Annotated in this window: 15 protein-coding genes; 5 read left to right on the top strand and 10 right to left on the bottom strand. The window is 33.6% G+C overall.

Annotated features, from left to right (window positions below; genetic code table 11):
* Positions 1–152: 152 nt before the first annotated feature.
* The 3 genes from LQ694_RS06725 to tadA all read right to left on the bottom strand — a co-directional run bounded on the left by LQ694_RS06725 (position 153) and on the right by tadA (position 2,247).
* Positions 153–731 (bottom strand): NADPH-dependent FMN reductase, encoded by a 579-nt coding sequence (locus LQ694_RS06725; RefSeq protein WP_058610911.1) that lies wholly within the window; start codon positions 729–731, stop codon positions 153–155.
* A gap of 104 nt (positions 732–835) precedes the next feature.
* Positions 836–1,705, bottom strand: a complete 870-nt coding sequence (locus tag LQ694_RS06720) for a Cof-type HAD-IIB family hydrolase (RefSeq protein ID WP_048541384.1) — start codon at positions 1,703–1,705, stop codon at positions 836–838.
* Between the two features lie 59 nt (positions 1,706–1,764).
* On the bottom strand, positions 1,765–2,247 hold the full coding sequence (tadA, locus tag LQ694_RS06715; protein ID WP_255307816.1) for a tRNA adenosine(34) deaminase TadA: 483 nt from the start codon (positions 2,245–2,247) through the stop codon (positions 1,765–1,767).
* A gap of 68 nt (positions 2,248–2,315) precedes the next feature.
* Between tadA and LQ694_RS06710 the strand changes: the two genes are divergently transcribed.
* A complete protein-coding gene (locus tag LQ694_RS06710) occupies positions 2,316–2,930 on the top strand; it encodes a deoxynucleoside kinase (protein ID WP_037589930.1) in 615 nt (204 codons plus the stop codon).
* Positions 2,920–3,588, top strand: a complete 669-nt coding sequence (locus tag LQ694_RS06705) for a deoxynucleoside kinase (protein WP_058610910.1) — start codon at positions 2,920–2,922, stop codon at positions 3,586–3,588. Before LQ694_RS06710 ends, LQ694_RS06705 begins: the two co-directional genes overlap by 11 nt.
* Before the next feature lie 55 nt (positions 3,589–3,643).
* On the opposite strand, the gene LQ694_RS06700 is transcribed toward LQ694_RS06705, so the two are convergent.
* From LQ694_RS06700 to LQ694_RS06670, 7 genes are all read right to left on the bottom strand, one after another.
* Complete coding sequence (locus LQ694_RS06700) at positions 3,644–5,716, bottom strand: heavy metal translocating P-type ATPase (RefSeq protein WP_239771938.1); 2,073 nt, start codon at positions 5,714–5,716, stop codon at positions 3,644–3,646.
* 22 nt (positions 5,717–5,738) lie between these two features.
* Entirely contained in the window at positions 5,739–6,266 is a 528-nt protein-coding gene (locus LQ694_RS06695; protein WP_196967957.1) for a YdhK family protein, read from the bottom strand.
* A gap of 124 nt (positions 6,267–6,390) precedes the next feature.
* Entirely contained in the window at positions 6,391–6,600 is a 210-nt protein-coding gene (gene copZ, locus LQ694_RS06690) for a copper chaperone CopZ (RefSeq protein ID WP_218696968.1), read from the bottom strand.
* A 254-nt stretch (positions 6,601–6,854) separates the two neighbouring features.
* Complete coding sequence (locus LQ694_RS06685; RefSeq protein ID WP_218696970.1) at positions 6,855–7,565, bottom strand: HAD family hydrolase; 711 nt, start codon at positions 7,563–7,565, stop codon at positions 6,855–6,857.
* A gap of 70 nt (positions 7,566–7,635) precedes the next feature.
* Positions 7,636–8,730 carry a branched-chain amino acid aminotransferase gene (locus tag LQ694_RS06680; RefSeq protein WP_058610905.1) on the bottom strand — a complete coding sequence of 365 codons (1,095 nt, stop codon included), beginning with the start codon at positions 8,728–8,730 and terminating at the stop codon, positions 7,636–7,638.
* A 106-nt stretch (positions 8,731–8,836) separates the two neighbouring features.
* Positions 8,837–9,799 carry an L-threonine 3-dehydrogenase gene (locus LQ694_RS06675; protein WP_218696972.1) on the bottom strand — a complete coding sequence of 321 codons (963 nt, stop codon included), beginning with the start codon at positions 9,797–9,799 and terminating at the stop codon, positions 8,837–8,839.
* 427 nt (positions 9,800–10,226) lie between these two features.
* Positions 10,227–11,414: a glycine C-acetyltransferase gene (locus tag LQ694_RS06670; RefSeq protein WP_048541367.1), complete on the bottom strand. Its 1,188-nt coding sequence runs from the start codon at positions 11,412–11,414 to the stop codon at positions 10,227–10,229.
* 153 nt (positions 11,415–11,567) lie between these two features.
* Between LQ694_RS06670 and LQ694_RS06665 the strand changes: the two genes are divergently transcribed.
* The 3 genes from LQ694_RS06665 to LQ694_RS06655 are packed head-to-tail and all read left to right on the top strand — an operon-like array spanning position 11,568 to position 15,098.
* A complete protein-coding gene (locus tag LQ694_RS06665) occupies positions 11,568–12,737 on the top strand; it encodes an amidohydrolase (RefSeq protein ID WP_058610904.1) in 1,170 nt (389 codons plus the stop codon).
* Positions 12,738–12,739: 2 nt separating this feature from the next.
* Complete coding sequence (locus LQ694_RS06660) at positions 12,740–13,939, top strand: amidohydrolase (protein WP_239771933.1); 1,200 nt, start codon at positions 12,740–12,742, stop codon at positions 13,937–13,939.
* Positions 13,923–15,098, top strand: coding sequence for an amidohydrolase (locus LQ694_RS06655; RefSeq protein WP_239771930.1), 1,176 nt, complete (start codon positions 13,923–13,925; stop codon positions 15,096–15,098). The genes LQ694_RS06660 and LQ694_RS06655 overlap by 17 nt, the downstream gene beginning before the upstream one ends.
* Positions 15,099–15,112: the final 14 nt, after the last annotated feature.

Raw genomic sequence — 15,112 nt, 5'->3', positions numbered from 1 at the left:
TTTCGGGTCGATAAATTATTTTATCGACCCGGTAATCTCGTTTCTGGACCGGTAATTTTTCGTATCGGTCCGTATTTCCCACTCCCATCCCTACAATTCCACTATTCTCTATAAAGAAAAGAGCAACAGCCTAAGCTGTTACTCTCCTCTTATTATGAATTTACTTCTTCTGTTTCAATCCATGGGTTATTTTGTATTAATTTTGTGATTTGTTCTGTAAATAATTTTACGCGTAATTTAATATCATCTACATCTACATAATATGTGCCGTCTTCTGTTTTACCATAGTCTGCGTCTTGTGTTGAGATTTGGACTGGCACTGCGATACCTAATAAGTTTCTCATAATAATACGTAAATGTGATAATGGTTCTGTACTGCGCATACCACCACTGTTACATATTAAGCCTACAGGTTTCATTTTAAATTGATCCATCGTTAAATGATCTAATGCATTTTTCAGTATACCTGAATAAGAACCGTGATAATTTGGTGTACCGATAATAATTGCATCGGCTTCTTCAGCTTTCTCACGTAATTCATTTACATTCTCTTTAACGCGTTCGTCATTTAAATGCTTGCCTGATACATCTAAAAACGGTATTTGTTTATCATATAAATCAAACAATGTTACTTCAGCACCTTGTTCTTCTAAATTACCTCGAACAAATTGTGCGAGTGCATGTGTATGTGAATATTGTTTTGCGCTACCTACAATAAGTAATACTTTCAATGTTGTCACCTCAAAATTTTAATGATTATCATTACCGACCATTATAACATACAAAAAAACTATGAATTCAAATTTATAGAAAAATCATTCTTTTGGACGATGTTTTAGCGGTCATAATCTTTGAGTGCATGTATAATCGCTTTACCTACACCACTATGTTCATTAGTGTCTGTAACATAATCTGCTATCTCTTTAACTTCGGGTGCACCATTTTCCATGGCAACTGCATATCCTGCTTTTTCTAACATAGAAACGTCATTTAAATTATCACCAATTGCCATTACATCTGACATTGGAATGTTTAATTGATTTGCTATTTCTTCTAAAGCAATACCTTTTTGAGCATCTGAATGCGTAATTTCGATATTCCCTCTTGATGAAGAAGATACAGCTAAACTTTTTGATTCTGAAATTTCAGCTTTAGCTCTATCAATTTTAGTTAAGTCACTCGCGAAGGCCAATATTTTCAAAATGATTTCGCCTGGTCTATTTTCGATTTCATCGTAACTATCGACAGTTTTTAAAGTACCGTTGTCAATTCTACTTTGAATGTTGGCACGAATTTTTTTAACATCTGCTTTTTGACCTGCTTTTTCAGCGATATCAACGTATATTTCTAAATCTTTTTCTGGGTCTTCTGTATATATACCGAAGTTTGTATATACTTGATAATAAATATCTTCTTTATTTAAGACGCCTGTAATTTTATTGATTAATGGACGCGTTAATTTAGATGTATGAACGATGTTGAATTCTTCATCTCTTACTTCTGCACCATTTAAACAAATATATGGTAATGTTAAATCTGTTTTTTCAATTGGACTGTTTGCTTCATAAAATGCTCTACCCGTAGCTATAACGACAGTTATCCCTTTAGATTGTGCATACTTTATTGCTTCATAATTTTCATTAGAAACTTCATGTGCAGCGTTTAATAAAGTACCATCCATATCTGTTGCGATTAACTTAATCATGAAAGTAACCTCTTTTCTTTATATTCAACATAAATTTTAACAAATAACAGTAATAATCTCTATGAATCTGTATTATTCTGCTTAATTTGTTTTTTTAAAATCCTTTTTTCCTTAAAAAATGTTCGTAACATGTCACCACATTCTTGTTCGAGTATCCCTCTTTCAACTGTAGCTCGATGATTGAAGCGTGTATCTTCTATTAAATTCATTAAGCTACCACTACAACCGCCTTTTAAATCTGTCGCGCCGTATACGACATGAGGAATTCTACTCATAACAATAGCGCCTGAACACATAACACAAGGCTCTAACGTAGCATATAATGTTGTCTCTTCAAGACGCCATGAATTAAGGTACTTGGCCGCTTCTTGTATCGCAATCATTTCAGCGTGCGCTACAGGGCTTTGATCATGTTCTCTTAAATTATGTCCTCTGCCAATTACTTCATCTTTATAAACAATTATTGCGCCAATCGGTACTTCATCCATTGCCCAAGCTTTTTTTGCTTCTTCAATTGCAAGTTTCATATATTTTTCATGCACGCTACATTTCACTCCGTTTAATTTGTGATAGAATAAGTATGTCTATTTTAACATCTGGAGAGATATATATGAAAAAAACCTTTATCGCAATTGAAGGACCAATCGGCGTCGGGAAAAGCTCTTTAACGAAAAAGCTTGCTGAAGCGCTCCATTACACTGAAGAATTTGAAATTGTTGATGAGAATCCATATTTAAGTGATTTTTATGACGATATTTCTAAATGGAGCTTTCAAACCGAAATGTTCTTCTTGTGTCATCGTTACAAACAGTTAACCGATTTAGAAAATATTAACGGTATTGTGAGCGACTATCATATCTTTAAAAATAAGATTTTCGCTAAAAACACATTAAATGAAACTGAATTTGATAAATTTAGTAGAATTTATGATATCTTAACTGAAGATATTCGCATGCCTGACCAAATTATCTTTCTCGATGCATCCCTCGAAGTACTTCAACAACGAATTGCCCATCGAAATAGATCATACGAAACTCAAATTGAAAATGATTATTTAGCTCAACTTAAACGTGACTATAATCAATTTTATGAAGAAGTAAAAAATGAAATTGATGCGATTCAAATCGATACTTCTCATTTAGATTTCGTGAATAACACCGCAGATTATCAACAAGTCTTAAACTTATTACAACCTTTGATTGGAGAGATTATACATGACAAGTAAAGTCATACCAAATGATGCTATCATCACAATTGCTGGTACTGTTGGTGTTGGAAAATCATCTTTAACACAAGCACTTAGCGAACGACTAAACTTCAAGACTTCTTTTGAGAAAGTCGATAACAACCCTTATTTAGAAAAATTTTATCACGACTTTGAACGTTGGAGCTTTCATCTACAAATTTACTTTTTAGCAGAACGCTTTAAAGAACAAAAAAGAATGTTCGAATATGGTGGCGGATTTATTCAAGACCGTTCAATATATGAAGACGTTGATATATTTGCTAAAATGCACGAAGAACAAGGCACAATGACTGAAGAAGATTATGCGACGTATAGAGAATTATTTGAAGCAATGGTTATGACGCCTTACTTTCCTAAACCAGACGCATTAATCTATTTAGAATGTGACTATAATGACGTCATTCAACGTATCCAAAGACGTGGACGTCAAATGGAAATCGAAACAGATGAAGCATACTGGAAAAAATTATTCTCACGTTATGATAATTGGATTAATAATTTTACAGAATGTCCAGTTGTACGTGTAAATATTAACGACTATGACTTATACGAAGATCCAGATTCCATTAACCATATTATAGATAAAATTGCGCATGTCATTGAGACACACCGTTCAATCGATACACGCGTAAAATAATAAAAAGGCCATAAACATGCTGATATAAGCATATATATGGCCTTTTAAAGTATTTTTATTTTAATTTTAGAGTAAACGCATTAATTGCTACAATCACTGTACTTAGAGACATTAATATTGCCCCAACTGCTGGTGATAATATAATACCAATTGAAGCTAAAATACCAGCAGCTAAAGGAACAGCAAGTATATTATATCCTGCTCCCCACCATAAATTCTGTATCATTTTTCTCATTGTATTTTTAGATAGAGAAAGAAAATTAATAATATCTAGTGGATTACTTTTAACTAATATTATATCACCAGATTCAATAGCGACATCTGTTCCAGCACCAATCGCTACCCCTATATCTGCTCTAATAAGACTAGGTGCATCATTAATTCCATCTCCAACCATCATAACTTTACGTCCTTTACTTTGATAATCTTGGATAATTTTTTCTTTATCTTCTGGCATCAACTGAGCATGTATGTGATTTATTCCTAATTCTTTAGCTACAGATTGTGCAACTTCATTATTATCCCCTGTCAACATGACAGGTATTATATTTTTGTTCACTAATTGCGTTACCATTTTTTTAGAACTTTCTTTAATTCTATCACCTTGCGCGATAATGCCAATAACGTCATTTTCATCAATTAAATAACTGATAGAATTGCCTTCTTTAGCTAATTTGATAAATAGTTCTTTATCATATTTATAATTGTATTTATCAAGATAAGTGACATTAGTTATTTTAAAGTTTTTATTACCAATTTGACCTTCTAATCCGACTCCTGGAATATTATTAACATTAAATGCTTGAGGTAATTTTAAATCTTTACTGTTTGCAAACTCAGTAATACCTACAGCTAAAGGATGGTTAGATGAATTCTCTAAAGCAGCAAATAGGCTTAAAATTTCATTACCATTATAATGATCTACAAAACTTTCATAATGATTTACTGTAAAGACACCTTCAGTTAATGTACCAGTTTTATCCATCATCACATAATCTAGATTTTGAGCTATTTCTACAGCTTCTCTATTTTTGATAATAAGACCATTATGTGCTCCAATTGATGTTGATCGAGCAGTAACTAATGGTATAGCTAAACCAAGAGCATGAGGACAAGCTATAACTAAAACCGTAACTAATCTTTCTAAAGCGAAATCAATATCATTTCCTAAAATCATCCACACTATAAATGCTATTAAACCAACTGTTATTGCAAAATAGAATAAATAACCAGCAACTTTGTCAGATAACAACTCTGCTCTTGATTTGTCTTGTTGTGCTTGACTAACAAGGTTCATTACCTGAGAAAGGTACCCATCCTTTCCTGTAGCAGTTACTTTAATTTGTATTGTTCCAGAACCATTTATAGAACCACCAATTACTAAATCATCATTTGATTTTTGAACTTTTTTTGATTCACCTGTAACTAAAGATTCATCAACAGATGTTTCACCTTTAATAAGTACCCCATCGGTCGGTATACTCTCACCAGCTTTTACTTCAACGATATCTTCAATATTAATTTCAGATATTTTAACTTTTTGACGCTCACCATCACTAGTTATTTTCATTGCATTGTTAGGTAATAACTCTGCCATTTTTTTGAGTGCATTACCTGCATTACCTACTGCATTCATTTCAATCCAATGTCCTAGTAACATAATTAAAATAAGTGTTGCTAATTCCCAAAAGAAATCCATTGTATGCATTTCTGTATGCGTAAAATGATTTAAATAGAAAGCATACAAGCTATATACATATGCAACTGTAATCCCTAAAGCAACTAATGTCATCATTCCAGGTTTTTTGATTTTTATTTCATCTTTTGCTCCTGCTAAGAATGGTTGTCCACCATAAAAGAATAATATTGTTGCTAATATAAGAACAATCCAATCTGAACCAGTAAAAGTAAATTGAAAAGGTAACTTAAACCCCATCATAGGTGATAGAATTATAATCGGTATTGCAAAAATAAGAGATATAAAGAATTTTTGCTTAAAGTTACCATGATGATCATGACCTTCGTGACTATGATGTTCATTATGATTCATATGATTTTTATGTTCTTCATGACCTTTATGATTATGATGTTCATAGTGATTCATATGACTTTTCTTATTTGTATCCATTTAAAGAGCTCCTTTCTTTATACTATCCTTTATCTAATTCATCGCTAGTCATCCACTTATGATTTTTAACTTTTTTTCCATCTTCTGTAGATTTATAATCAACAACATATACATCAGTTTGATAAACTTTTTCAATTTTTGCTTTTGAGCCTTTCATCCCTGCCATATGATTAGCATTTAATTTGACGCTATCACCTTTTTTATAACCATTTTTAGGTGCTTTATCAACTTCCTCATTAACAACCCATTTATGGTTTTTAATTCGTTTATCACCATTTGTAGGCTCATAACTCACAACATAAGCATAGGTATCATATACGCCTTTAACAGTACCTTTAGCATTTTTCATACCCGGCATGTGATCACTTTTAATAGTTATATTGTCACCTTTTTTAAATTTACTACTTTTTGAAACATTCATACCTTTAGGAATTTTATTGTCTTCACTATCATGTGTCATATGTTCATTGTGTTCATTATTATCACCATTGGAACATGCTCCTAAAACAAGACTAGAAGATAACAAAATAAATCCGGCTTGTTTAATCATCCGTTCTCCCTCCAAATTCAGTATCTTGTATTTTTATAATTTTGTTTGAGTGCTAATGAATTTTAAATCATATTTTTACCTATATTTTTAATTGAAGGCACATCAATCGATGCGCCTTTTCTATTTACATTTCAACTTCATAACCTTGATTTTCGATTGCTTCTTTAAATCCATTAAAATTTACTTTATTTTCATCAAAATTTATTTCAACTTCTCCTTTAGATAAGTTCACTACTGAAGAATTAACACCATCTAATTCATTAAGCGCATTTTCTATAGATTGTTTACAATGTCCACAACTCATGCCATATACTTTAATAAATTCTTTATACATTGATTTCACCTCCTTTTATTAATACCTCTATTTAAATATTATGAAAAAATTTTCAGTTCATTATACCCTATGGGGGTATAAAATTTTTAAAAAAATAAAATCAAATATGATTCATTGTTATAATATACCCCCTACAGGTATATGTCAAATGTTATTACTCTTAAATTTTAAATGTTCTTTGTTAATCCTTTTTATACGCGCGTGAAATAATAAAAAGGCCATAAACAGCCTGTTATAAGCATATTTATGGCCTTTTATTTACTCCATTCCACTTCTTGTGCGTAAAATTCATTAATATCTTGATAAATAAAGTCTGCATCTGATAAATCTTCTTTATTACCCGTACCACTCAGAACGCCAATAACTTTCTTGAAGTGAGCGTTCTTACCCATTTGTATGTCAGTTGGTGTATCACCTATAATCACAATTTCATCTGGTGATACGTTCCATTTTTCATAAAATTCTTCTACCATTTTAGGATTTGGCTTTTGATAACCGTTAATAGACGCAGTTATTTTTTCATCTATTAAATGACCTACACCTGCATCTTGAATAAATCGATTTGTCCCGTCGATATCATCACTTGTTATAATTGCGATTTGGTATAATTTCTCTTTAAATCCTGTTAATGTTTCTACCATTCCTTCTATAACGATGGTTTCTGGCTCGTACTCTTCGATTAAATCTTTGCTTAGTTGTACTGTCCAGTCTTCAATTTCTTTTGGATCAGCATTTTCTGCAAATTGTGTAAATACACGTACGATATCAGCTAATGTTCCAGATGCTAATATACCACTTGAAAGAAATTGTCCATCTACATATCCTAACGCTTCTTGTAATGCTTGTTGTTGCTCTATATGATATTTCTCAACAAAGCAATCAATCATCACAAGGGATATTTCAGACCATGTTTCATCAAACTTAAGCAATGTCCCGTCTTTATCAAATAATAACCATTTAATCATCACTTTACTCCTTTAAAAAAGAGCCTGCTACAGATACTGTCTCAGACTCTCTTCTTATTATTGAATTTATTTACACAATTTCAATGTGGCTTTCTTGTCCTACAACAACTCTCCAACCATATTTATCTTCTTTCTTACCTGTTTGGATTGCTGTATATTCATCAAATAACGTTTGAGTAACCGGACCGATTTCATTATTATTAATTGTTATTTCAGCTTCTTCGTATTTTAGGAATCCTACTGGAGAAATAACTGCTGCAGTTCCTGTCCCGAAAATTTCTGTTAAACGACCGTCATGATGGGCATTTATAATATCATCAATAGATAATCGTTTCTCTTCAGTTTCATAACCTAACTCTCTAGCAAGTTCGAGAACTGTTTTACGCGTAATACCTGGTAAAATACTACCATTCAACTCAGGTGTTACAACTTTACCATCGATGACGAAGAATATATTCATACTTCCGACTTCTTCGATGTATTTTTGTTCAACGCCGTCTAACCATAATACTTGATCAAATCCAAGTTCATTAGCACGTGTTTGCGCAATTAAACTTGCTGCGTAATTACCACCACATTTAGCAAATCCAACGCCACCTCTTACAGCACGTACATATTCATCTTCAACATATATACTTGTTGGTTTCATTTGATCATCACCGTAATAAGCGCCTACTGGAGAAAGTATTACTAAAAATTCGTAGTCCGTAGAAGAACGCACACCTAAGTATGGTTCAGTTGCATATACAAATGGTCTAACATATAAAGATTGTCCTTCTCCACTAGGGATCCAATCGCGCTCTAAATCAATAAGTTGAATTAAACCGTTCAATACTTTTTCTTCATCGATTTGAGGCATTTCAAGTCTTTTTAAAGATAAATTAATTCGCTTGAAATTTTGGTCAGGTCTGAATAACGTAACTTCATCACCATCTTTATATGCTTTCATTCCTTCGAACACTGTTTGTCCATAATGAAGACCTTGTGCACTTGGTGACAACGTAATCGGCCCATATGGAATTATTTTAGGCTCTGACCAGCCTTCACCCTGTTTATATGACATAGATAGCATATAATCAGTAAAGATTTCGCCAAAGACCAAATTTGAAAAATCCGGTTTCTCTTTAAGCTGTTCACGCTTTTCTACGTAAAATGTTTCTGTCATAATGATTCCTCCTAGGCTAATTAATAATTAATGTTATCAAGTATATCAGTCATAGAGGCGTTATTCAATGAATTTTTGGAAAATTTAAAAAATATACACAATAAAATTACTGTTTAGCTAAATTATCTTTTCCTTCAATGGCTTTAAGCATTAATGATGTCATTTTTTCTAAATCATAAGCTGGTGAGAAATCCCACTCTTCTTTAGCACAAGTTGAATCAATTGAATTTGGCCAGCTATCAGCAATTGCTTGTCTTTCTGGATCCACATCATAACCTAATTCGAAATCAGGCATATGTTTTTGGATAGCAGCTTTAATCGTCTCAGGATCAACACTCATTGCGCTCACATTGTATGCATTACGGTTAATTAATCGTGAACTATCCGCTTCCATCAATTTAATAATTGCATCAATAGCATCATCCATGAACATCATATCCATAAATGTACCTTTATCTATATAGCTATCGTATCTTCCTTCTCTGATAGCTTTGAAATAAATTTCCACTGCATAATCAGTTGTACCGCCACCTGGTTCTTTAACGTAAGAGATTAACCCAGGAAATCTCATACTTCTAGTATCTACACCAAATTTCGTGTAGTAATAGTCACATAATAATTCCCCGGCTACTTTGTTTACACCATACATTGAAGTTGGTCTTTGAATTGTAACTTGAGGTGTCATATCTTTAGGTGTATTTGGTCCAAACGCACCGATTGAACTTGGTGTGAAGAATTGCATATCGAATTCACGTGCTATTTCAAGTGCATTTACTAATCCACCCATATTTAAATTCCAAGCGAATAGTGGATTCTTTTCAGCAGTTGCTGAAAGTAATGCTGCCATATGCATTAAAGTATCTGCATTGAAATTTTTAACTAATTCATGAAATCTTTCTTGATCTGTAACATCTAAAATTTCAAATGGTCCATTATTAATTTCGCTGTCACTTTCTGGTTCTCTAATATCAGTCGCTAATACATTTTCATTACCATATTTATTTCTTAGCTTTATAACTAATTCTGTCCCTATTTGTCCTAACGCCCCAGTGATTATTATCTTTTTCATTTTAAATCCTCCTGTATTGTTGAAATGTTCATTTGTATGCTCAAGAAAGACAAAAGCGCTTTCTTCAATGATATTTTACTATATTTTTACCGTTTTGTATACTTCAGAAGTACATACTATAGATAAATAAAGTTACCTTATACAAAAAACAATCGTATTGTAATACATAAGTCGAGAATAAAATGTTAGTTTCGGTACATTTCGTTACAAAAATATGGAGATTTGTTACTAACTGCATCCTTAATTACAAAAGTACGAAGATTTGTTACTAACAGCACCCTTAATTACAAAAGTACGGAGATTTGTTACTAACGGCACCTTTAATTACAAAACCCGCAAGTTCTGTTACAAACAGTCGCCTCAATCGTTATAAATTAAAAGCGCATGGGACGTATTCATTTGTCCCATGCGCTTGATGAAATATTAATTATAGTAATCCTAATTCTTTACCGATTTTTTCATAAATATCAATTGCTTGATCTAGTTGCTCTTTAGTATGAGCGGCTGTTGGCATATTTCTTACACGGCCAGTGCCTCTTGGAACTGTTGGGAATACGATTGCTTTCGCATACACACCTTCGTCCATTAATCTCTTACTAAATGTTTGAGCTTTTTTCTCTTCACCGATAATTACAGGTGTAATTGGTGTTTCTGAATGACCGATATCAAAGCCTTTTGCTTTTAAGCCTTCTTTTAAGTAATTAGCATTATCCCATAATTTATCATGTAATTCTGTAGAAGCCATTAATTTTTTCACTGATTCTGTAATAGCTTTAGTATCTCCAGGTGCTAATGAAGTTGAGAATAAGAATGGTCTTGAAGCAACTTTTAACCAGTCTATTAAATCTTTAGTACCAGCTACATAACCACCTACAACACCAATTGCTTTTGAAAGTGTTCCGATTTGGAAATCAATTTTGTCTTGAAGTCCGAAATGTTTAACTGTTCCTGCACCTTTACCCATTACACCAGAACCATGCGCGTCATCAACATATGTGATTAAACCAAATTCTTCAGCAATTTCTACAATTTCAGGTAATTTCGCTACGTCTCCATCCATTGAGAATACGCCATCTGTAATGTACATAACTTTATTATATTGACCTGATTCAACCGCTTCTTTAGCTTTCGCTCTTAAATCATCCATATCTGAATGATTAACACGAATAATTTTCGCTTTAGATAAACGACAACCATCAATAATTGAAGCATGGTTTAATTCATCAGATAAGATTGCATCATTTTTATTCATAACAGCTGAGATGGCAGCCATGTTACAGTTAAAGCCTGATTGATATGCGATTGCACTTTCAGTACCTTTGAACTGAGCTAAAGTTTCTTCAAGTTCTCTATGCAAGTCTAACGTACCATTAATTGTACGTACTGCCCCCGCACCTACACCGTGAGAATCTATCGCATCTTTAGCAGCTTTCTTTAAATCTTCATCTGTTGCTAATCCAAGATAGTTATTTGAAGATAAGTTAATGTAACTTTTACCTCCAATTGTGATCTCAGCACCATTTGCACCTTCAACGACATCAATCTCGTTATATAGGCCATTGTCTTTTAATTCATTTAGATTTGTTTGTAAGAATGAATCTAATGTTTGTACCATTTAAACCTTCTCCTTTAGCACTTTTTCTCAATCATAACACATCAAAATCAAAGAATTAAGCGTTATCATCTTAAATTGAATTGTTTAAATTTTCTATAAATTTTGCTACAATTATCATATTATATTTTTAAAGAACTGAAAGAAGGTTTATTAATGGTTAATTGGAAAGAAGAAGTAGATAAAAAATTCGATCGACTTGTAGACATCAGAAGACATATGCACAAAAATCCTGAACTATCCTATCATGAGGAGAAAACTCATGATTTTATTTTATCTGAATTAAAGAAATTAGATAAATTAGAGATTAAAGCGCCAGTCGGGGAACGTGGCATTGTCGCTAAATTAAAAGGGAACGAACCTGGTCAAACGATCGCATTTCGCGCAGACTTTGATGCTTTACCTATTCAAGATGAAAAAGACGTACCTTATAAATCGACTGTGGATGGTGTTATGCATGCATGTGGTCATGACGGTCATACCGCTACACTCTTAACATTCTGTGAAATACTGCATGAACATCAACATTTGCTTAAAGGGGATGTTGTTTTTATTTTTCAATATGCAGAAGAATTAAGTCCTGGCGGTGCTAGCCCAATGGTTGATGATGGTGCATTAGAAGGTGTCGATAAAGTTTATGGAAACCATTTTTGGAGCGGTCATGAAACATCTTCAATTAAGACACGTCCTAATGAAATGATGGCATCACCTGACTACTTTGAAGTAACCATTCAAGGTAAAGGTGGTCACGGCGCTAAACCTCATACATCAATCGATCCAATTGTAATCGTTGCAGAATATATTTCTAGCATCCAAAAAATTATTTCTCGAAATATAGATCCAATTGATAGAGGCGTTATTACAGTTGGGAAAGTAGATGCGGGTACTGCTTTTAATGTTATAAGTGATACAGCTACTTTAGCGGGTACAGTTAGAACGTTTAAACCAGAAGTTAAAGATACAATAGAAGCTGAGCTTGAACGTATTTTAAAAGGGATTTGTTTAGCAAATAACGCGACTTATGACTTTGAATACCGTAGAGGTTATCCTACAGTCGTCAACCACAAAGAACAATATGAAGTGGTTAAAGAAGCTGCTGAGCGCTTAGATTTAACTTATGAAGACATCCCTCCTATGATGATTGGTGAAGATTTCTCATACTACTTACTTAATCGTCCAGGTTGTTTCTTCCTAACAGGTAGCGGTAATGAAGATAAAGGCTCAACTGCCCCTCATCATCATCCTATGTTTGATTTAGACGAAGAAGCGATGAAGACGACGACACAAATGTTTATTCAAGTACTTGAGATAGAAGGTGTTCTATAAGAATGAAAAATATTTTATTACAAAAAGTTGAAGACTATTATGATGAAATGATTGAAATCAGAAGATATTTACATATGAATCCGGAATTATCTTTTGAAGAAGTGAAGACACCTGCTTATATTGCACATTACTTAAGAGAATTAGGTATTGACGTTCGTGAAGGAGTCGGAGGACGTGGTGTTGTAGGTACATTAAATAAAGATAAAGAAGGTCCTACATTAGCGATTAGAGCTGATTTTGATGCATTACCTATCCAAGATGAAAAGGAAGTACCTTACAAGTCAACTGTTGATGGCGTCATGCATGCTTGTGGTCACGATGCCCATACGGCTGTATTGCTAATGACTGCGAAAATTTTATCCGAACATAAAGATGAAATTAATGGCCGTGTCGTCTTTATTCATCAACATGCTGAAGAAGTCGATCCTGGTGGTGCCATTCAAATGATTGCTGATGGGTGTTTAACAGGTGTTGATGCGATTATCGGACAACATGTATCTAGTCATTTAGATGTTGGTAAAATCGGCTATAAATACGGTACAACGACAGGTATCCCAGATGATTTTTGGATTACTTTGAAAGGTAGAGGTGGACATGCTGCACATCCTGATCAATTGATTGATCCACTCGCTGCAGGTATACAACTATGTAACGATTTACAATACATTGTTTCACGTAAAACAAGTGCACTCTCTCCTGCCGTTTTGTCCATTACAATGTTTAATGCTGGAGAAACGAATAATGTCATACCAGATACATGTAAAATTGGTGGAACGATTAGAACTTTCGATTCAGACACGCAGACAAGTGTCATAGAAGGCTTTAAAAAAGTATTAGAAGGCATTGCGACTTCTACTGACGTTACTTACGACTTGAAATATAGTAAAGGGTATCCTCCTGTAATAAACACAGAACGTGAAACTGATCTTATATTAGAAGCGACTAAAGAGATTGATAGCGTTGAAGAACTCGTAGAATTAGAAGCAAGTCTAGGTGGAGAAGATTTTTCTTATTACCAACAGCGTGTTCCTGGTGCATTTTTCTATACAGGCACGAGAAACGAGTATTTCAAAGCTGACTTTCCTCATCACCATCCAAAGTTTGATATTGATGAGCAAGGCTTAATAAACGCTGTACGCATCTTCTTACTCACAACATTTAAGTTTATGGAAAGGAATGATATTCATGACATTAACGACTGAAGTTAATCAATATATGGATGAATTAATAGAAATTAGAAGACATTTACATCAGCATCCCGAACTTTCATTTCAAGAAGAAAATACAAAGAAATACATAGCTGATTATCTTGAAGACCTTGGAATTGAAGTTAAAAAAGATGTCGGTGGTAATGGCTTATTAGGTTATATATACGGCGGACACGATGGCCCAACGATTGCATTAAGAGCTGACTTTGATGCATTGCCTATTCAAGACGAGAAAGATGTACCTTATAAGTCTAAAGTCGATGGTGTGATGCATGCTTGTGGTCATGATGCGCATACAGCAAGTTTACTCATCACTGCAAAAATACTTAAAAAGCACGAGCAAGATATTCATGGGAATGTCGTATTAATCCATCAACATGCTGAAGAGTCACTGCCTGGTGGCGCTAAATCTATGGTAGAAGCCGGTGCACTCGATGGTGTGGATTATGTCTTCGGAACACATACAGCAAGTCATATTAACGCGAATAAAGTTGGATTTTGTTCAGGACCAGCATATGCTGCAGCTGATTCATTTGAAATTGATATACAAGGGTTAGGTGGACATGGTGCTATGCCACAACTAGCTAAAGATCCTATCGTTGCTGCATCTTCATTGATTGTCCAAGCACAAAGTATCGTTTCAAGAACAGTTGATCCTTTAGAATCGGCTGTCGTAACGTTCGGCACATTTAAAGGTGGTAATGCGTTCAATGTTATCGCGGATAAAGTTCAATTATCTGGAACAATTAGAACATATTTACCATACGTTAAAGATCAAATTAAAGAACGTTTGAACGGCATATTAAACGGTATCGAATCAAGCTATGGTGTTAAATGCCACTTGAAATATCACGACGGTTATCCGCCTGTAGTAAATCATGAGAAAGAAACAGAATGGGCTAAAAAACTTGCATCAGAAATTGATTCAGTTGATGAAGCATTCGATTTCCCTCCTTCTTTAGGTGGCGAAGATGTTGGTTATTTCTTACAACATGTTCCAGGAACATATTTCTTTACTGATGTAGGTAACGAAGCACTTAAAGCGACTTATCCGCATCACCATCCAAAATTCGATTTAGATGAACAAGCATTACAAAATAGCGTCAAATTATTCTTATCTATTATTGAACATAGTGATGAATTAGAAAAATAAACCATAAAAAAAGC

The sequence above is a fragment of the Mammaliicoccus sp. P-M58 genome (genome assembly GCF_022386165.1).
In the GTDB taxonomy this organism is placed as follows: domain Bacteria; phylum Bacillota; class Bacilli; order Staphylococcales; family Staphylococcaceae; genus Mammaliicoccus; species Mammaliicoccus sciuri.
This window is presented reverse-complemented; position numbering and strand designations above follow the sequence as displayed.